This is a genomic window from Sneathiella marina, from assembly GCF_023746535.1.
Lineage (GTDB): Bacteria > Pseudomonadota > Alphaproteobacteria > Sneathiellales > Sneathiellaceae > Sneathiella > Sneathiella marina.
In genome coordinates this window covers 1,559,618-1,579,542 of record NZ_CP098747.1, presented here as the reverse complement: position 1 = coordinate 1,579,542, position 19,925 = coordinate 1,559,618, and the positions used below count along the sequence as shown (strand labels likewise).

At 52.6% G+C, this 19,925-nt stretch carries 17 protein-coding genes; 6 read left to right on the top strand and 11 right to left on the bottom strand.

Features of this window, described 5'->3' with window-relative positions; translation table 11 throughout:
* Positions 1-9: 9 nt before the first annotated feature.
* Together NBZ79_RS07565 and NBZ79_RS07560 are read right to left on the bottom strand one after the other, a co-directional pair.
* The gene (locus tag NBZ79_RS07565) at positions 10-1,068 is read right to left on the bottom strand and encodes a DUF2332 domain-containing protein (protein ID WP_251937020.1); all 1,059 of its coding nucleotides are present in this window, start codon (positions 1,066-1,068) and stop codon (positions 10-12) included.
* A gap of 233 nt (positions 1,069-1,301) precedes the next feature.
* Entirely contained in the window at positions 1,302-2,246 is a 945-nt protein-coding gene (locus tag NBZ79_RS07560; RefSeq protein ID WP_251937018.1) for a cyclase family protein, read from the bottom strand.
* A gap of 213 nt (positions 2,247-2,459) precedes the next feature.
* Between NBZ79_RS07560 and NBZ79_RS07555 the strand changes: the two genes are divergently transcribed.
* Positions 2,460-3,767, top strand: a complete 1,308-nt coding sequence (locus NBZ79_RS07555) for an alpha/beta hydrolase family protein (protein ID WP_420854590.1) — start codon at positions 2,460-2,462, stop codon at positions 3,765-3,767.
* A gap of 30 nt (positions 3,768-3,797) precedes the next feature.
* Here the strand turns inward: NBZ79_RS07555 and NBZ79_RS07550 are convergent, their stop codons facing one another.
* Positions 3,798-4,931, bottom strand: a complete 1,134-nt coding sequence (locus NBZ79_RS07550) for an MFS transporter (RefSeq protein ID WP_251937012.1) — start codon at positions 4,929-4,931, stop codon at positions 3,798-3,800.
* A gap of 377 nt (positions 4,932-5,308) precedes the next feature.
* Here NBZ79_RS07550 and NBZ79_RS07545 point away from each other — a divergent pair, with 377 nt between their 5' ends.
* Positions 5,309-6,082 (top strand): VPLPA-CTERM sorting domain-containing protein, encoded by a 774-nt coding sequence (locus NBZ79_RS07545; RefSeq protein WP_251937009.1) that lies wholly within the window; start codon positions 5,309-5,311, stop codon positions 6,080-6,082.
* A gap of 63 nt (positions 6,083-6,145) precedes the next feature.
* On the opposite strand, the gene NBZ79_RS07540 is transcribed toward NBZ79_RS07545, so the two are convergent.
* The 8 genes from NBZ79_RS07540 to NBZ79_RS07505 form a co-directional block, all read right to left on the bottom strand.
* The gene (locus NBZ79_RS07540) at positions 6,146-6,778 is read right to left on the bottom strand and encodes a nucleotidyltransferase family protein (RefSeq protein ID WP_251937006.1); all 633 of its coding nucleotides are present in this window, start codon (positions 6,776-6,778) and stop codon (positions 6,146-6,148) included.
* 1 nt (position 6,779) lies between these two features.
* Positions 6,780-7,622 (bottom strand): XdhC family protein, encoded by an 843-nt coding sequence (locus NBZ79_RS07535; RefSeq protein ID WP_251937004.1) that lies wholly within the window; start codon positions 7,620-7,622, stop codon positions 6,780-6,782.
* A 16-nt stretch (positions 7,623-7,638) separates the two neighbouring features.
* Positions 7,639-8,844, bottom strand: a complete 1,206-nt coding sequence (locus tag NBZ79_RS07530) for a vWA domain-containing protein (protein ID WP_251937002.1) — start codon at positions 8,842-8,844, stop codon at positions 7,639-7,641.
* 1 nt (position 8,845) lies between these two features.
* Positions 8,846-9,724, bottom strand: a complete 879-nt coding sequence (locus NBZ79_RS07525; protein ID WP_251937000.1) for an AAA family ATPase — start codon at positions 9,722-9,724, stop codon at positions 8,846-8,848.
* A 57-nt stretch (positions 9,725-9,781) separates the two neighbouring features.
* Entirely contained in the window at positions 9,782-12,205 is a 2,424-nt protein-coding gene (locus NBZ79_RS07520) for an aerobic carbon-monoxide dehydrogenase large subunit (RefSeq protein ID WP_251936999.1), read from the bottom strand.
* Position 12,206: 1 nt separating this feature from the next.
* Entirely contained in the window at positions 12,207-12,698 is a 492-nt protein-coding gene (locus NBZ79_RS07515; RefSeq protein ID WP_251936997.1) for a (2Fe-2S)-binding protein, read from the bottom strand.
* 22 nt (positions 12,699-12,720) lie between these two features.
* Positions 12,721-13,584, bottom strand: a complete 864-nt coding sequence (locus tag NBZ79_RS07510) for an FAD binding domain-containing protein (protein ID WP_251936995.1) — start codon at positions 13,582-13,584, stop codon at positions 12,721-12,723.
* A 188-nt stretch (positions 13,585-13,772) separates the two neighbouring features.
* Positions 13,773-14,960, bottom strand: a complete 1,188-nt coding sequence (locus NBZ79_RS07505) for an MHYT domain-containing protein (RefSeq protein ID WP_251936994.1) — start codon at positions 14,958-14,960, stop codon at positions 13,773-13,775.
* Positions 14,961-15,110: 150 nt separating this feature from the next.
* Between NBZ79_RS07505 and NBZ79_RS07500 the strand changes: the two genes are divergently transcribed.
* From NBZ79_RS07500 to NBZ79_RS07485, 4 genes are all read left to right on the top strand, one after another.
* Positions 15,111-16,103 carry an LLM class flavin-dependent oxidoreductase gene (locus NBZ79_RS07500; RefSeq protein WP_251936992.1) on the top strand — a complete coding sequence of 331 codons (993 nt, stop codon included), beginning with the start codon at positions 15,111-15,113 and terminating at the stop codon, positions 16,101-16,103.
* Positions 16,104-16,323: 220 nt separating this feature from the next.
* Positions 16,324-17,919 (top strand): ABC transporter substrate-binding protein, encoded by a 1,596-nt coding sequence (locus tag NBZ79_RS07495; protein WP_251936990.1) that lies wholly within the window; start codon positions 16,324-16,326, stop codon positions 17,917-17,919.
* Positions 17,920-17,991: 72 nt separating this feature from the next.
* Positions 17,992-19,005: an ABC transporter permease subunit gene (locus NBZ79_RS07490; protein ID WP_251936988.1), complete on the top strand. Its 1,014-nt coding sequence runs from the start codon at positions 17,992-17,994 to the stop codon at positions 19,003-19,005.
* Between the two features lies 1 nt (position 19,006).
* On the top strand, positions 19,007-19,924 hold the full coding sequence (locus NBZ79_RS07485; RefSeq protein WP_251936985.1) for an ABC transporter permease subunit: 918 nt from the start codon (positions 19,007-19,009) through the stop codon (positions 19,922-19,924).
* Position 19,925 lies beyond the last annotated feature (1 nt).

Genomic DNA, 19,925 nt, shown 5'->3' with positions numbered 1-19,925 from the left:
ATAGGGCCCCTAATCCTGCCAGCCGGTCCAATCCACCCACCGGCCGTGAAAATCAGCCCGGCCAACCTGCTGACGTTCCCCGCCCGGCCAGAAAGTCAGGCTCAGCTCGGCCCCCGGACCGACGCCGTCATTCTCCATCAGCGCCCAGGCAAGCGGCGCACTCTCCGTGGCCCTGGCGCCGGCTTCATGAATGATTTCCTCCCCGGCGGCCCGCGCCTCTTGCGGCAGATACTGCCAGGCGATGGTGCTGTAAATAACATGCACCGCCCCGTCATGGGTTCGGGCGGTTTCCTGTCGCAACCAGTCCAGCGCATCGGCTTCCGCCACGCGGATATCACTGGCGGCCGCAATATCAAACGCCGCCCTGGTGCGCGTCAACCGATCCTCCTGATCCGCCCAGATGTAGGAAAGCTTGCGTTCCCGATCCTCCCGCGAGCCCGGATCAATGGGCTTCAGGTCACAGCCCGTTCGCGCCAGAATATCCAGCGCCGCCTGCGGGGCCGGAGACCCATGCCATGTCGGATTGAGGGTCACGGCGGAGTTTTCATCGCCCCATGCCTGATCCCCCAGGGTAATATGATAGTCATCCAGAAACAGGTTCAATCCCGCACTGGCCCCGATTTCCGTCAGGCTTAGCGGCAGCCCGGTCCGTCGGCTCACTTCCAGAAACAACGGCAAGGTCGCCCCGGACCGCCGCACCTCATTGGTTTGCGGCGGGCTTTTCAGGCGGTTCAGAATAAACGCACTCTCCGTCTCAAGAACAGTGCAAAGCGCCTCCCACAACATCTCGTCATCAACCGATTGATCCTGCGGCGGATATACGGCCTGTAAAACAGCCGATTTCTTTGAGATCAGCAATCCATGCAGCGCACCGGCCAGCCGCAACGGCACGGAATCCGCCAAGGCCGAGGGATCACCCGGCCAGGTCAGAATATGATCCGCCACCGCCGTTCCCGGCGCCAACCTCTCCCCCATCAATCGGCAGAGCCGCGCGGTAAAGGGGGACCCGAGTGACTCACAGGCTTTTACCTGCTGCAAAAAAGCGGCGCGAATGTCTTGTTCCGACACATAAATCTCCGGTTAAAATAACATGTACAAAAATAGGGTGATTTGCCATCACCATCCTGTCATTTTCTGACAAGGGGTATTTGTTAGGAAGGAGTGAAGACTACAATAGATCGCTTCAAATGTCAAGCTTTTTATCTCTTATACCGGGTATTGATTTTAATTCTAATCTCGTAAATCCAAAAAAAACGGGGATTGAGTGACCCCAATCCCCGCCTCTTTCGTCTGCTTGTATGTTAGTAAAGTGCCACAGGGTTAATGATCATCTGCACTGTCCCGCGAACCCGTGGCTGGCCGAGAACAAACATGAATTCTGTCACGCCGTCCCGGACAAGAGGCCCGGTATCCATGGTTTCCAGAATAAAGATACCATGTTCTTTCAACAGCACGACATGGCCGTAGAAGGGACGGCCTTCTTTTTCAGGTGGCACAACATCAACCCCCCAGGTGTCAGCCCCAACCGCCATTACGTTCTTCGATGCGAGCCATTCTGCCGCATCTTCCGATGTCCCCGGTTCCCCACTTGCCCAGGCCACCGGATCGGATTCCAGTTTGGCGTCTGTCCAACCGGTGTAAAACAACACCACATCACCTTCGCGAATTTCCACGCCTTGCGCCTTGGAAGCGGCCTGAATATCAGCTGCGGTAAAGAACTTTCCGGCGGGCAGTGATTCCATACCAAAATGTTTGGCCATATTCAAAACAACACCCCGACCAACCATGGGCGGCATTAGATGGGTTCCCAGTTTTTTCAAGCCTGTAATGGCAGCAAAGTCTTTTTCGTCATTGCAGTTATAATACATACCGTCCTGACCAAGATGACCCAACCCGTCGAGCTGTGAGCCGATGCCCAGCCAAAGTTGCATCAGATCATCATTGTAACTGCCGTTATACGCAAACAGGCGTTGCGCCCCCTGCTGGTTCGGTTGCACCACTTGCAAACTCAGCCCGCGCGGAGGAAAGGCGGGTGTGGCACTATCAATCACAATCCCGAGTGGCACCGATTTCCCTTGTTTAATAAGTTTACTTGCCGCCAGCGTCCGTTCCGGCGTCACCAAATTGGCCGAGCCAATTTCATCATCCGGCCCCCATTTCGAGGGTTTGCAATCCTCGGCTAGCGCAGCTCCCGTCATGAAAGTCAGTCCCACCGCACTGAGCGCGAGGGTTTTTAATATCGACATTCTCTTCCTCCACATTATTTTTTTATTTAGAAGGAAAGCTTAATGTTCGGCCTTCCATTACACAAGGCCGGAAAATAATTACTTTCAAAGCTTTGAGGTTGCGCCATATTGATTTCAATGTCGGTAACAATTTTGTCGCGAAATTGTTCTTTTCTTGAACAGTTGATTCGCGTACCGTCGTTCTGGATAAAATCTCATAATGGGAAGTAAATGATGAAAAAAATAATAGGGATCGTAATTGCGGGGATGATGATGAGTGGTATCGCCAACGCTGTGGACAACCGTGTCGACGGCCAGCGGCCGGACGCACCGGCCCTTGCCAAGCCCGGCGATTACGGTATTGGTGTGCAAACCCTCGACCTGGTAAACAAAGGCCAGATCGATATTCTGAACGTGGAAGCCGGCAAGCCAATTCCAAAATATGACCGGCCGCTGACGGTTGAGGTCTGGTATCCCGCCGACGGTGACGAAAATGGCGGCACCTATGAAAATGTATTTTTACGCGATGGCAAAACCCAGGTCTCCTTGTACGGCCTGGCTGTTCGCGGTGAAGACCCGCTGAAATCGGCGGAGCCTTATCCGCTGGTCATTATTTCCCACGGATATCCCGGAAACCGGTTCCTGATGAGTCATTTTGGTGAAAACCTGGCCTCCAAGGGATATGTCGTTGCCTCCATTGATCACACGGACAGCACATACGACAACAAGGCCGCCTTCGGCAGCACGCTGGTCAACCGGGCGCTGGACCAGAAATTCGTTCTCAATGAAATGACGCGCCTTAACAGTGACAAAAGCAGCTTTCTCAACGGCATGATCGATACCTCCAATACCGGTCTCATCGGCTATTCCATGGGCGGCTATGGTGCGGTGATTACCGCAGGTGGCGGTGTTACGAAAGCCAGCACCGAATATCCCTGGGGAGCGCCTGCCGGGACACTGGAAGTGATGATGGCCGGCACTGATTCCCATGAAGCGCTCATTGATGACCGGTTCAAGGCCGTTGTCGCCATCGGGCCCTGGGGCATGAATGCCGGTTTCTGGAACGCGGAAGGACTGGCTGGTGTTCGCAAGCCAATCATGTTTATCGCGGGCAGCGAGGATGAAACCTCAAAATATGAAAATGGGGTGAAGGCGCTGTATGACGGCTCCGTCAATGCGGATCGGTATTTGCTCTCCTTCATGAGCGCCGGTCATAATGCGGCCGCCCCAATTCCGGCACCAAAGGAATCCTGGGCACCTGTCGACAATCTCGACTTTTTCCCGTTTGAACATTATGCGGACCCGGTTTGGGATACCTTGCGCATGAATAATATCGCCCAGCATTTCGTGACGGCATATTTCAACCAGCATCTGAAGGGAGACGATGATATGAAGTCTTACCTGGATATTGTTGAAGTCGCGGAAGATGGTGTTTACGCCGTTGAGAAAGATGGCTCACAAAAGCCCGAGCATACGTATTGGAAGGGCTTTCAAAAAGGCTCCGCCAAGGGCCTGAAGCTGGAACACTCAACCCCTAAATAATGCGTTGCTGGCAGCGGGGCTTCCTCGCTGTCAGCTTTTCTTTTTGCCTGATCCGAACAAGACAAACAAGCCGAAAGGCACCATGCATATCAACAGGACGCCCAGCGAAACCAGGGGCAGCACATCATGCCCGAACGCCACATAAGTGACATTGGAAATCCACGACCCGATTGAGATGCCCAGATACAGGGCCGACGCGTTGAGCGCCAGCAACAGGCTGCGCTGCGCCGGATCAATATTGGCGATGCGCTGCTGTTGCGGGGAATGAAACATCATCCCGAAGAAAGCCCAGCAGGATACCCCGATAAACGCCAGCAATAAGACAGGCGCGACAAATTGCAGGATCAGCAACCCTGCGGCGAGCCCCAGCAGGCTGATCAGGATTATCTTGTCCGGCCCAAACCGGTCCCCCAACCGTCCGGCAAAGACATTGCCCAGAACCCCGTTGACGCCATAGACAAGCAACACCACCGCAATCAGGTTCTCCGGCATATTGAATTTGTCGGTCATATAAGGTGCGATCAATGCATATGTGCAGAAAATCGACGTCATCTGCAGGAATGTCATGAGGATTGCCCCCGACGATCTGCGCCCCATAAGCGCACGCATCAGGTGTCGCAGCGATGATTCCGCCCCGGGATTTCTATCGCGCACCAGCAACAGCACGGCGGTCATGGACAACAGGCAACAAAAAGCCAGCAGCAACAGGACATTCCGCCAGCCGATCAGGGTCCCCAGATACGCCGTCAGCGGTGTTCCCAGCACAGAGGCAACCGTCAGGCCGGCAAACACAATCCCCATGGCCCGCCCCTGTTGCTCCTGCGGTGCCAGCCCTGCCCCGATGGCGGAACACATGGGGCTTACCGAGGCGGCCCCCAGCCCCATAATACCCCGGGATATAAACAGCATTTCGTAACTGGTGGCATAGGCCCCCATGACCTGCGCACCCGCCAGGATAATGAGCCCCATTGAGAGGATTGTAATCCGCGGAAGCCGATACAGGAACACTTGCGTCAAGGGGGCGGCAATGGCGAATGTCAGGGCAAAGACGGTGATCAGAAAGGCGATATCCGCAGGGGAGACCCTTAAGCCATCCGCGATTTCATATGTCAGACCGATGACGGACAGGCTCGAGGTACCCACCATGAAATAGGCAGTACTCATGGACGCCAGCGCCCAAAGAGGGAATGGTTTTTTTATTATTGTTTTTTCCATTTTTGCAGTTATACCAAATCAGGATTGGCACGGACAGTCGTAAAATTCAGCGACCCGTCCGTGAAAAACCAAATTCACACTTATTATGTGCATTTGAATCGCATATATTTCTGAAATCGCCATAATTATATTATTTTTCAACCGTACCGGCCTATTAAAACGAGAATACCATAAAAAAATTTAATTGAAATTATCAAAAATTTTCTCTACTTTGAAGCGAACGAAATAGATCGCCCTTCTAAATCACCTAACGAGAATCCAGTTCAGCCCTGCGAGCTGCAATTTATGCGGTAATGCCGGGTAAGGCACCTAAAGAAAGAAAAACTATGACGCTAAAGAATATTACCGCTTCAGCCCTTGTGGCCGGCGCAGCCTTCCTCGCATTTAATGCCAATGCAGCCATTGTCGCAAATACCGATGTCACACCGAATGCCATTTTCGGCAGCGGAAATGCAAATGGCGGTTTTGCTGTCGACACCCAGAATAACGTCGAATTGGGCCTGCGCGCGAAAGTGCGTTTTCCGAAAGAAAATACTTTTCCCAACAATGGCACAACAACCTATACGTTTGATCCGGGTAACGGACCGGGAAACCCGACAGCCACTCGCCCGCTTTGGAACTTCGAATGGTCCGTAAATTCAAATGTTGATGGCCGTGATGATGGCGCTGCGTTGTCAGATTACAGATATCTTCTGTCTATTGATACCGACCCCGGTGTCGGCACCTCCTATATCACTTTCGATCCGATAAATGTTCCCTATGCTGATAATTCCATTGGCACCAACAGCACGCCGCAAGGAGGCGGGGAAGAAGCAGCTAATCCATTGGAATATGCAGCCTTGATCAGCGAAAATAATGTCGCGCAAAATTCATGGTGGTTGGGAACCTTCCTGGATCCCACTTTCGATCCGAACGCCACCGGCATATATAATTTTATGCTGGAAGCCTTTTCCAATGATGGGACCCGGCTCGCCAAGACGGAAATGAATGTCGAGATTTCAGCCGTTCCGCTCCCCGCTGCCCTGCCGCTTTATGGCGCCGGCCTCGCCGCCCTCGGCTTTATGGCCTGGCGTCGGAAAAACAAGGCTAAAGCAGCCTAGCATACCGAGCCTGCTAAATTGACAAGCGGCCGTATCCCGGATCCCGGGTACGGCCGTTTTTTTTTAACAACAAGGTGCCCGGGCTGCGAGCGCGGTGTTGAGCAGGTGCTCATAATCACCCGGCGTATCAATATCGGCGATATATGCACTGCTATCCACAGCAAATATCTCGGTTTTTTCCGGGTGATCGCGCACCAGTTTCCGGCATCCCGCCTTCATCGTCCCCTTGGCAATATCTGCAATAAACTCGCGGGGAATAATGATCGGATTCCCTCGTTCTCCCGCATAATCGGGGATCAGTATTTTCGGTGCGGACTGAGCCCGGAACCGTCTATGTAACCGGCAGTAATCTTCTGCACTCAGGAAGGGCATATCGGACAGGGCCACCATCATCCCCTCGCGCGGGCCCGTGAGGACGCGGCATCCGGCCCGAACGGACGACATCTGACCCATTTCGTAATCGCTGTTATGGCAAAATCTCACCGGCAAATCCAGTAGTTCATTGGTTACCCGTTCTGCATCAAACCCGGTGACAACCAGTACTTCACCAAGGTTCGCCGCGATCAGCTGCTCGGTCACATGACGGATCAGGGTGGTCGACCTGAACGGCATCAGCAGTTTATTTTCGGCCCCCATGCGCCGGGATTGCCCCGCCGCCAGCATCAACACATCCAGTCTTTGCAGAACCGAGGCCATGTCACCCTACTTCCTGATCGACATCATTTTGCGGTTGTTGTTGTCGATCACTCTGTTGCCGACGATGGGCGATGATTTCCGTGATGACAGCAAGGCCGATTTCCTCGGGCTCAATGGCACCGATATTCAAGCCGGCAGGCGCGTATAGCGCGTCGAAACCGGCCTTCAGATTGAGGTTTTCACTCAGCAGTTCTTCTTTTAGCGTATTCAACTTACGTCGGCTGCAAACCATCCCTTTGTACCCCGCACCGGAGGCAATAACAGCGCGCAATGCATCTCTGTCCCGTTTGCCCTGCGTCGCAACAATAGCAGCATCCTGAGTATCCAAAGTCAATGCATCCAGATCGAAGCCATCCAGATAAGCCGCGGCGCCCGGCATTTTTTCATGGTCTTCCTCGGAGGCTGCGACAATTAGATGGGCATCCAGGCATTGTGCGACGGATAGAATGGCTTGCGCAATCGGCGACGCGCCACAAATCAGCAGAATACGCGCCGCTTTCATGGGCTCAAGAAATATATCCACGGTGCCGCCGCTGGGGCAACTGGACTTATGCAAGGTGACCCCATCCACATCGGTTGTTGTCACCACCTCATCTTTGGGTTTGACCCGGATCATTTGCGGCTCGCCCAGCTCAAGGCTTTGCAAGGCCGCCCGGCGCACGGCGCCCGTAACGCAGCCGCCGCCGACAAATCCATGTAAATCGCCTTCAGGCGTCACAACGGCTTTTGCCCCGGCACGGGCCGAAGTGCTGTCCGCTGTCCGCAATACGGTGGCGACACAGAAACTCTGTCCGCGGGCGCGCAGTTTCTCAATCAGATCGAGCGTTTTCCTGGATGTAACCATATAAACCCTCCCTTCCTTATACCCTGGCGATTTCCGGCTCGAGCGCCGCCAGGCTTTCCAGCGTATTGGCGGCCGCGAAATAATCGATATGGGGCTGTGCCGCGGCCATCGCCTGAGTAACCGGTTCATACTGTCGCCAGCCCAGCAGCGGATTTAACCAGATCAATTTTGGGGCCCGTTTTTTCAGGCGTTTCAATTCTTCGGCCAATTGATCCGCCGGCCCGGTGTCGTAGCCATCACTCAGGATCAAAACAACCGACCGACCGTTGAGGCTACGCTTGGCATATTGAGAGTTGAACTGCGCCAGACTTTGCCCGAGCCTGGTTCCACCGCCAAACCCCTCCGCCATCAGCGACAGGCGGGTCATCGCCTTCGTCGAGTTTTTATCGCGGACCACATCGGTGACGCGGATCAGTTTCGTATGAACCAGATAGGCGTCTGCTTCCATCCACTGACAGACCAGTCCTTTCACGAATTGCAGAAAAAACCGGCTGTAATGCTTCATGGAGCCGGACACATCCAGAAAGACAACAAGCCGGATCGGACGATCGGGGCGCGCGCGCCATTTCAGGGAAATCGGCTCCCCGCCGGTCCCCAGACTCCGCCGGATCGTCCGGCGCAAATCAAGTTTCGATCCTTGCACCGACAACCGGTGCCGGCGGGATAGCCTGTATCGCATGGCACTGGCGATGCGATAGGCAAGTTTCTCAGCTTCCCGGATTTCATCGGCATCCACATACTGGCGTAAATCCGTTCGCATCTGAGAAGTTTTGTCCGTTGCGATCAGGCGACCCGACGCCTCGCCTTCAACTTCCGCCACGCCTTCGGTCTCAATCTGCGGTGCATTCCCGCCTTCGGGCACCGACGCTGACAGATGCTCTTTCCAGGCTTCAGGCAGGGAGGCTTTGGTGCGGTTGCGAACATTTTTCTCATGCTGCCAGCTGGCCCGTTCCTTGCCGAGCCTTGTCCAGTAGGCCTCAAATAAATCGTCAAACTGCCGCCATTCCTCCGGCCGGCCGGTCAACAGGACTTTCAACTTCAGACGAGCATCATCCAAACCTGAAAAAGGATCACCGATAACGCGTAATGCCATCTGTGTCTCGGCGGGACCCAGGGCATACTCATTCATGCGCAAATGATCAATAAACCCGGCCATGCGTGCTGCCAACGGGTGGTTTTCGAGGATATTTTTATCCTGAATATGATGGCTAATGGGCTCCATATTACGCCGCTTTACCGAGTAGTCGGCTGGCAACCTCCTTGGTGATGGATTTAAGGTCCGTTTCTGTTTTCAGCAGACAGATCAGCGTCGACTGGATGGTCTCAAGATCTCCGTCCAAACTGCTGATTTTCAATCCGACAAGCGCCGCCGCCCAATCTAGCGTTTCCGCAACGCCGGGATTTTTCTCCAGTTCTTCCTTCCTCAAATTCAGGACAAAACGAGATATCTGGTCGGCAAGGCCTGCTTCAATATCCGGCACACGAGACAGGATAATTTCCAGTTCCCGCGCTTGCGACGGAAAATCCACATAGGAATACAGGCATCGCCGACGCAATGCGTCAGATAACTCTCTTGTCCCGTTGGACGTGAGGATGACATGCGGAACTGACGTCGCCGTTATGGTGCCAAGTTCAGGCACCGTAATTTGGAAATCAGACAGGATTTCAAGAAGATAGGCTTCAAACTCCTCATCCGCCCGATCAATCTCATCGATCAGCAACACCGGGGAGATTTCCTGACCAATGGCTTGTAGCAAAGGACGTTCGAGCAAAAAATCTTCGGTAAATATATGCTGCTCGACTTGCGAGGCCGTTTTATCTTCCCGCTCCGAAGCCTTTATATACAGCAGCTGCTTTTGGTAGTTCCATTCGTATATCGCCGCAGCCGCGTCCAGACCTTCATAACATTGTAAGCGTATAAGATTGGTCTGCATGATAGAAGCCAAAGCTTTTGCCACTTCTGTTTTGCCAACTCCTGCCTCCCCTTCCAGCAACAAGGGCCGCTTGAGATTGATCGCCAGTTGCAAGGCCGTGGACAGGGCGTCATCCGCCACATAATCCGCCGCCCGCAGTTGATCGCGTATGTTTCTGTTTTCCGTCATCTTACCCCTACCAAATAGTGCGGGGCCGGGAAAAGTCACCCGGCCCCGACCAATGTCCTAGTCAGTCAGCCCTAGTTTTTGGGCAGTCTGCCATACGCGCCAATGATCATGGGGCATTTGAGTATGGGTCAAACCCTTATGAGCGAACGCATCGTGAACCGCATTTGAAAAAGCCGGTACACCACCCACGTTGGGGCTTTCACCGACGCCCTTGGCCCCGATGGGGTGATGGGGCGACGGGGTTGTCGTATAATCAGTTTCCCAAACCGGTGTTTCCACGGCGGTCGGCAAGAAGAAGTCCATCAGGCTGCCGCCATGCACATTTCCGCCTTCGTCATAGGTAATATGCTGTCCCATGGCGATGGCAAGGGCCTCTGTCAGTCCGCCATGAACCTGCCCCTCAATGATCATCGGATTGATACGGGTACCGCAATCATCCAAGGCGTAGAAACGCCGGATATCTACGACACCAGTATCCACATCCACATCAACGACGCAGAAATAGGCACCAAAAGGATAGGTCATATTCGGCGGATCATAATAGGACACCGCTTCAAGGCCGGGCTCCAATCCCGGAATGGCCTGATTGTAGGATGCAAAGGCCAGCTCTTTCATGGTTTTATGGGCTTCCGGATTTCCCTTGATCTGGAACCGGTCCACATCCCATTCCAGATCTCCTTCATGGACTTCCAGCAAATACGCCGCAATCATCTGCGCCTTGGCGCGGATCTTTCGCCCGGCCATGGCGGTGGCGGCACCGGCCACCGGCGTCGACCGCGAGCCATAGGTCCCCAGACCATAAGGCGCCGTGTCCGTATCCCCTTCCTCCAGGGTAATATCTTCCGCCGGGATACCAATTTCAGTTGCCAGAATCTGGGCAAATGTCGTTGCATGCCCCTGCCCCTGGCTAATGGTACCAAGACGCGCAATGGCCGACCCGGTCGGATGGATGCGAATTTCGCAGCTGTCAAACATGCCAAGACCAAGTATGTCGCAGTTCTTTACCGGCCCGGCACCAACGATCTCCGTGAAGAAGGCTGTACCGACCCCCATCAAGGTCCGGGTTTCCCCGCGATCAAAGGCGGCCCGGTTTTCGGCCTGTTCTTTGCGCAGGGCGTCATATTCGACTGCGGCCATGCCTTTTTCCATGGCTGTATGATAGTCACCGCTGTCATATTCCCATCCAAGTGCGGACTGATACGGGAATTGCTCCTTTCGGATGAAGTTCTTCATTCGAAGTTCCACAGGATCCATATCCAGTTTCAGCGCCAGAATTTCAATCATGCGCTCAATCAAATACGCCGCTTCCGTTACCCGGAACGAACAACGATACGCCACCCCGCCCGGCGCCTTATTTGTATAGACACCGTCAACGCCAACATAAGCCACCGGAATATCATAGGACCCGGTCACGATATGGAAAAATCCTGCCGGGAACTTGGTTGGGTCCGCACAGGCATCAAAAGCCCCATGATCAGCCAACACATGGCACCATAGACCTGTAATTTTACCGTCTTTGGTCGCGGCAATTTTACCGGTCATATGATAGTCGCGGGCGAAAGCGGTTGCCGTCAGGTTTTCCATCCGGTCTTCAACCCATTTAACCGGAACTCCAGTGACGATAGACGCCACGGCTGCGCAGATATATCCCGGATAAACACCGACCTTGTTGCCGAAGCCGCCGCCTATATCAGGTGAAACCACCCGGATATTATGCTCCGCGATGTTGGTGATCAGGGAGGCCACTGTTCGAACCGCGTGCGGCGCCTGAAAAGTACCCCACAAAGTCAGTTTGCCGTTGATCTTGTCCATAGAGGCCACACAGCCGCAGGTTTCCAGCGGGCAAGGATGGACCCGTTGATACGTAATCAATTCTTCGGCAACCACTTCCGCATCAGACAGCGCTTTTTCCGTGCCATCCTTATCGCCCTCTTCCCACAGAAAGATATGGTTATGATGCTTACGGGGACCATGGGCCCCTTCCATTTTATCCTTTATATCTTCGCGGAGTAACGGCGCATCTTCATCCAATGCCTTAAAGGCATCGGTCAAAGCCGGCAATTCCTCATAATCCACTTCCACCAGCTCGACAGCATCGGCCGCGATGTAGCGATCTTCAGCGATGACAAAGGCGACTTCCTGGCTTTGAAACAGGACTTTCTCGTCCGCAAGAACCGCCTGCACATCCCCGGCCAAAGTCGGCATATAATGGAGGTTAAGCGGTTTGAGATCTTCTGCCGTCAAAACCGCAACAACGCCGGGCACTGCCAGCGCCGCTTCCTTATCGATGCTTTTGATCCGCGCGTGACCGTAAGGGGAGCGGACGAAATCGCCGAACAACATGCCCGGTAAATTTATATCGTCAACATAGTTACCTTTGCCTTGCGTAAATCTGGCATCCTCGACGCGTTTCCGTTCTGAGCCGATACCTTTAAGGTTTTTTACCCGATCTTCCCGGGATAGGGGTGCTTGATCATTCATGTTATTCTGCTGCCTCCTGAGCGTTGAGCATATCCGCAGCGACCGTGATGGCCTTGACAATATTCTGATATCCGGTGCACCGACAAAGATTGCCGGAAATTCCATAGCGAATTTCCTCTTCCGTCGGTGATGGATTTTCCTGGAGCAAACGATGCGCCCGGGTAATCATTCCCGGTGTGCAAAACCCGCATTGCAACCCGTGATGCTCCCGAAACGCTTCCTGTAAGGCATGCAAGGTGCCGTCGGGATGCGCAATTCCTTCTATTGTGGTGACATTTTTTCCGTTGGATTGGCCGACAAAGGTCATACAAGACTTAACCGACTTTCCATCCATATCGACTGTACAGGCCCCACAATGACCCGTATCACAGCCAATATGCGGACCGGTCAGTTGTTGATCTTCGCGAAGGAAGTGAATTAAGAGCGTGCGCGGCTCGGCTAGGGCTTCCACTTCCTTGCCGTTTACCGTCATTTTAACATGCATTTTTGACATTTTTTTCTCCGACAAGATGTGATTAGGCCGCGTTGGCCGCAGCAGCGCGAATGGCGCGTTCAACCATAACGCCCAAAATATGAGTGCGAAATTCTTTGGGACCTCGACCGTCAATGGCCGGATCAGTAATAGACTTTGCGGCCTCCACGGCAGCTTTAATACTGGCATCATCCAAAGATGAGCCCACAAGCGCAGCCACAGCAGCGTCAGCATAAAGAGGCGTATCCGCCACATTTGTAAGACCGATCGAGGCCGAGCTTACCGTCCCATTATTCAAGGTCAGCATGACAGCGGCGGCAGCGGTCGCATAATCACCGATCTTGCGTTTCTGCTTCATATAGGCGTACCCATGGCCAGCGGGCGGTGCCGTGAATTTTATGGCGGTCAGTATTTCGCCTTCTTCACGCGCCGTAAAAAACGCGGCTTCGTAGAAGTCACGCGCCTTGACGTCACGACTACCGGATCCACCGGCCAGGACGAAAGTCGCATCAAGGGCCTGCATGAGCGCCGGCATATCATTGCCAGGATCTCCGTTGGCCACATTGCCGCCAACTGTTCCGACATTTCTGATTTGAGGATCGGCAATCTGCAGGGCTGTTTCGCGTAAAATCGGGCAGACAGCATGAATTTCTTCCGAACCGATCAGCTCGGCTTGCGTCACCATGGCGCCGATGGTTACCTCCGATCCAGAAACGGTAATTCCCTTGATATCGGAAATATCCTGAATATCGATGAGATGCTCTGGCAATGCCATGCGCAATTTCATCATCGGTATCAGGCTGTGTCCGCCAGCAACGATGATCGCATCGTCTCCCATATCTGCCAGCATGCCGACAGCTTCGGAAATGGATTGCGGTCGATGATAGTCAAATGACCCGGGTATCATTCTGATGCTCCTCCCTAAATATTAATATTCAGACACTGATTTTGGCCTGATCCAGCGATTACTTCGCGGTTGGGAAGAGCATGAGGCAAAATCTGGGCAGAAGGTAAGGTAACAGTCTTAGATAACGCCTATGGTGCACGAAATGCGAAAATTCTGCACGAAATGCGGACGCAACTCCAATCGAATAGCTATCCGATTTTTAATATTTCACGTAGTTCTGCCAATCGCCCGCGGCTGACCGGCGCTTCAATATTCGTCTCGTCCCCCATTAAACAGAAGGCCTTGTCACCGTCACGACGCAGTCCGGTAATCTTCTGGCGATTAACCAAATAGCTGCGATGCGTGCGGATAAACATGCTGGGGCTCAGCTTTTTCTCAAGCCGGGAAATTGGCCAGGGACAGAACAGTTCCTCTTCCCCGTTATGAAGCTTGGTATAATGTCCATCAGCCTGCGCCATCAGAATGGCTGAGGACGGCAAGAAGCGGATGGTTTTGTTTCTGTCATAGGGAATGCGACCATCATTTATATCCTCCGTTGATTGAGACATGGCCCGCGAAAACGCGACCGAGGAAGCTGCCTTGGCGGTAACCTCGTCCCTTCCATTCAGCAGCGCCTCATTTTCCGCTATTGCCGGGGCATTCTCATCATTTGCGGTCGATGTCGCAGGCTCAACACCCGACGGTACGGCCGATAACAGGAATAATCCGCAGATAAAGAAGGACGCCAGAGCGACGATCAATGCCAATGTATCTTTACTCAAAACCGGTGTTGCAACCACATCGGTATTTATGCTGAAAATTGTGAAATACATGGCTGAATAATGCATGGCAGAAATAGCAAGCCCAAGGACGACGGCTCCCGCGATAGCGGCTTTTAAGGTGCGCTGCCCATAGGCAAGTTCCATGGCGGCAATGGACGCTGCAATACCAATTGTTACCGCGACCACCAGCCCCACCGGATTGTAAGTGACAATACAGTTCGCGGAAATGGCGCTCATCCCCAGATAATGCATTGCGACAATCCCGATGCCGGTGATCACACCGGCGATGGCAATACGTTTCTTGTTCCGCACACCAAAATGCAGCGACAGCAGGGCCGCCCCCGTCACCAAAATTGCGATAAGGGCTGATCCAAGTGTTGGCAAAGGCGCGTAGGCCAGCGACAACGGCATATCCACGGCCAACATGCCGACAAAATGCATGGACCAGATCCCGCCGCCCAGAGCCAAGGCACCTTGGGCAACCCGTCTTTTTCGCTGTGCCACCGTCATCAGGCGTAAATTGGAGGTCATCCTCAGGGCCGTAAATGATGCGGTTATCGCGATTGCAATTGACGCCATCACCAGCAACGGTGAATAGGCGATTTCAAGCGGCATGTGTTCTCCCAAACAGCAAATTGCATCCCCAAGGCCCGTAGCGTACCCGACATTGCGCTGCAGGCAAAGCTGCTTTCTTAATCTGCCTTGACAAAGCGCAATGAAAACCGCCATCACTGAACAAAGCAATTAAAAAGGCAATTCCATAATATGACACGATTATCGGTTCTGGACCTGGCCCCTATCACACAAGGTAGCGACGCCGCCCAATCTTTTCGCAATTCAGTCGAAATCGCCCAGCTAGCTGAAAAGAAAGGGTTTTATCGGTACTGGCTCGCGGAGCATCATAACATTCCGGGTATTGCCAGTGCCGCAACCTCAGTCCTGCTGGCCCATGTCGGCGCGCATACCAATTCAATTCGGTTGGGATCCGGCGGTGTTATGCTGCCAAATCATGCACCATTGGTGATTGCCGAGCAATTCGGGACCCTCGCCTCCCTGTATCCCGATCGTATTGATCTTGGCTTGGGCCGGGCCCCCGGAACTGATGGATTGACAGCCCATGCCCTGCGCCGATCCATGACCAGTGATGTGGATAGCTTTCCAGCAGACATACAGGAGCTTCAACAATATTTCGCGGATCCGGAACCGGGTCAGCGTTTAAAAGCCGTGCCCGGCGCCGGATTACACATACCGCTTTATATTCTTGGCTCCAGCTTGTACGGCGCGCAACTTGCTGCCTATCTAGGCCTGCCCTACGCCTTTGCCTCCCATTTTGCCCCCACTCACCTGCAAGAAGCCCTTCATATTTACCGACGGGATTTTCGCCCCTCAGCGCAGCTTTCAGAACCTTATGTAATTGCTGCAATGAATTTACAAGCTGCCGATACAAAGGAAGAGGCTGATTACATCTCTACGTCTCTGATGCAAGGCGTGATCAAACTCGCAACTGGAAATCCAGTACAGCTTCCACCACCAGTGAAAGGCTTTGGCGATCAGTTAGGTCCTCAGGAGCAAGCCGTTATTTCACGATTTATGACATATACAGCGCTTGGAGATCCGGAGGATATCCGCAGAGACCTGGTCAAATTCAAGAATGAAACAGCCGCAGATGAAATCATTTTGACTGCTCAGATCTTTGATCATGCAGCAAGACTGAGGGCCTTTGAAATTGCTTCAGAAGCGGCTGATTCCCTTTTGTAATAACTCTAATGGAAAGTTTCGCTCTCCTAATTAAAGGTTTACGTGTACGAAACGCCAACAGCAGAATATTTTTAATTGCAGAATTCTTATATAATCCAGCAATTTAACTGACAAAACTAATAACTATTTCCAACTGTAAAATAATTAGGTAAGGTCGTTGCCAGATCTGAGAGGGACTAACAGGAATCAGATCATCCATTAAATATCAGGGAGTGAAATAATGGGATCCAAAAAACTATTGCTGTCAGCTGTATTGGCGTCGGCGATGATGATTGGCAGTGCGCAGGCGAAAACACTTGTTCATTGCTCAGAAGGCTCACCAGAGGGTTTTGATCCAGCGCTTTATACAGCAGGGACGACTTTCGATGCGTCTTCCCGGCAGGTATATAATAAACTTGCAGAATTTGAAATTGGAACAACCTCAATTGGACCCGGACTTGCCGAAAGCTGGTCGGTTTCTGACGATGGGCTGGAATACACATTCAACCTCCGTAAAGGCGTTAAATTTCATACAACGGATTATTTTACACCAAGCCGCGACATGAACGCTGATGACGTTGTCTTCTCTTTCAAGCGGCAGCTGGATAAAGATCATCCATGGAATCAATATACGGCGGGTACCGCCTGGGAGTATTTTGACGGTATGTCCATGCCGGATCTCCTTAAAGATGTTGTTAAAGTCGATGATAATACAGTCAAATTCATCTTGAACAGGCCGGAAGCACCGATGATTGCAAATCTGGGCATGGATTTCGCGTCCATTATGTCCAAGGAATATGCGGATCAATTGGCCGCGTCAGGCAACATGGAAGATCTCAACCAGAAACCAGTTGGAACGGGCCCTTTCAAGTTTGTCAATTATCAAAAGGACGCTGTCATTCGCTATAAAGCTCATGATGACTATTGGGCCGGCCGGGCAAAAATTGACGATTTGATTTTCGCCATTACGCCAGATTCATCCGTTCGTCACCAGCGCCTTCTTGCCGGTGAATGTCATTTCAATCCGTATCCGAACCCGGCAGACCTGCAAGCCATTCGCGATGACAGCAGTTTGAAGCTTCCCGAACAGGAAGGCTTGAATGTCGGGTATCTTGCTTACAATACGCAAGTTGCACCCTTTGATAATCCAGAGGTACGCAAAGCCTTGAATAAATCCATCAACAAGCAGGCAATATTGGATGCGGTTTTCCAAGGAGCTGGCAAGGCTGCGAAGAACCCTATTCCACCGACCATCTGGTCTTATAATGAGGCGATACAGGATGACAGTTATGATCCTGCAGCTGCCAAAAAGATGCTGGATGATGCCGGTGTCAAAGACTTGAAAATGAAAATCTGGGCAATGCCTGTCCAACGCCCCTACAACCCGAATGCCCGTCGGATGGCGGAACTCATTCAAGCTGATTTCAAAGAAGTCGGTGTTGACGTAGAGATTGTTTCCTACGAATGGGGCGAATATCTGAAACGGTCAAAGGAAATTGACCGCGATGGTGCTGTCTTGCTTGGCTGGACCGGAGACAACGGCGATCCTGATAACTTCCTGGCCGTATTGCTCGGTTGTGACGGTGTCGGTGGTTCCAACCGCGCACAATGGTGTAACAAGGAGTTTGAAGACATTATTCAGAAGGCAAAAATCACTTCTGACGTTGACGAACGCACCAAGCTCTATGAACAGGCGCAGGTGGTCTTCAAGGAACAGGCACCTTGGGCAACAATAGCCCATTCCGTTGTTTTTAAAGCAATGCGGAATGAAGTAGACGGCTATAAAATCGATCCTTTCGGCGGCCATGTCTTCTATGGCGTTGATCTTGTCAATTAGGCCTGCCGGTTAATGGCATAATTTCTGTCACCAGCATTTTTTGCTGGTGACAGAGCATTTATCGATTAGCACATGTTTTATTTTATTTTAAGGCGCGTCGGCCTTCTCGTCCCAACATTTTTGGGCGTGACAATAGCCGCGTTCAGTTTTATCCGGCTGCTTCCGGGCGATCCTGTCCTTCTGATGGCTGGGGAACGTGGATTGACACCTGAGCGCCACGCCGAGCTTCTTGAAAAATTTGGGTATAACCGACCTATTTGGGAGCAGTTTCTGGAATATCTCCTGGGGGTCCTGCAGGGGGATCTGGGAAATTCGCTGGTAACCAAGAAACCGGTACTTGAAGAATTCTTCACACTCTTTCCAGCGACTTTCGAGCTCGCACTCTGCGCTATTATCTTTGCAACAATAATCGGTGTTACTGCCGGGGCAATTGCCGCTGTCAAACGCAGCACCTGGTTCGACCATACTGCCATGGGGACAGCGTTGGTCGGATATTCCATGCCGATATTCTGGTGGGGGTTGCTGCTCATTATCCTTTTTTCAGGAATTCTCGGCTGGACTCCGGTGTCCGGGCGGATTTCATTGATTTATTTTTTCCCGCAAGTTACCGGCTTTATGCTGATCGACAGCTTGCTCTCCGGACAAAAGGGTGCCTTTTCCTCCGCGGTCTCGCATCTGATCTTGCCAACTATTGTTCTGGGAACCATTCCACTGGCCGTAATCGCCCGCCAGACAAGATCAGCAATGCTGGAAGTGCTTGGTGAGGATTATGTCCGAACTGCGAAGGCAAAAGGCCTTTCTCCAAAAAGAGTTGTTGGTGTTCATGCGCTGCGGAATGCTTTGATCCCGGTTATCACGACAATCGGTCTTCAGGTCGGTGTCCTACTGGGCGGCGCCATTCTGACGGAAACCATCTTTTCCTGGCCTGGCGTTGGCAAATGGATGGTTGATTCCATTTCGCGTCGGGATTATCCCTCCGTGCAAGGCGGCTTGCTGCTCATCGCCACCATCGTCATGATCGTCAACCTGATTGTTGATTTGATGTATGGCCTTATTAATCCGAAAATCCGGCATACGGGGGGCTGACATGACAGACACGCTTGCACCCATCCCAGAAGATCTCGACAATCGCAAGACAACACGTCTGGCATTGTTGATTGAGTTCTGGAAGTATTTCAAGGAAAACAAGGGCGCTGTTGCCGGCATGTGGTTTTTCCTTTTTATCTGTCTGATCGCCATATTTGCCGATGTTGTTGCACCGCATACGGCAGTAGAACAGTTTCGCGACGCGCTCCTTGTCCCGCCAGTTTGGCAGGAAGGGGGATCGTGGAAATTTATTCTGGGAACTGATCCGGTTGGCCGCGACATGCTTTCCCGGCTTATTTACGGAAGCCGGTATTCATTATTTGTTGGTTGTATCGTGGTCTCACTGGCGTTGAGTGTCGGTATCATTGTTGGCCTGATTTCCGGCTTTGTTGGAGGTATTCTGGATACGCTGATCATGCGGATCATGGACGTTATCCTATCCTTTCCTGCCATCCTGCTCGCCCTTGCTTTGGTCGCCATTCTCGGCCCAAGCCTGGTCAATGCCATGATTGCTATCGCCATTGTTCAACAACCGCATTATGTCCGGCTTACCCGTGCGGCTGTCATGGGGGAACGCTCAAAGGATTATGTAACTGCGGCACGTGTTGCTGGCGTAAAAACACCGCGCCTGATGTTCAACACCATTCTACCCAATTGTCTCGCTCCTCTTATTGTCCAGGGCGCATTGTCCTTTTCGACGGCAATCCTCGATGCGGCAGCCTTGGGATTTTTGGGGATGGGTGCCCAGCCTCCAACGCCGGAATGGGGGACCATGCTTGCTGAGGCCCGTGAGTTTATCTTGCGCGCCTGGTGGGTTGTTACCCTGCCAGGGATCGCCATATTACTCACTGTTCTGGCCATCAATCTGATGGGAGATGGAATACGCGATGCTCTAGACCCCAAACTTCGGAGATCTTGAT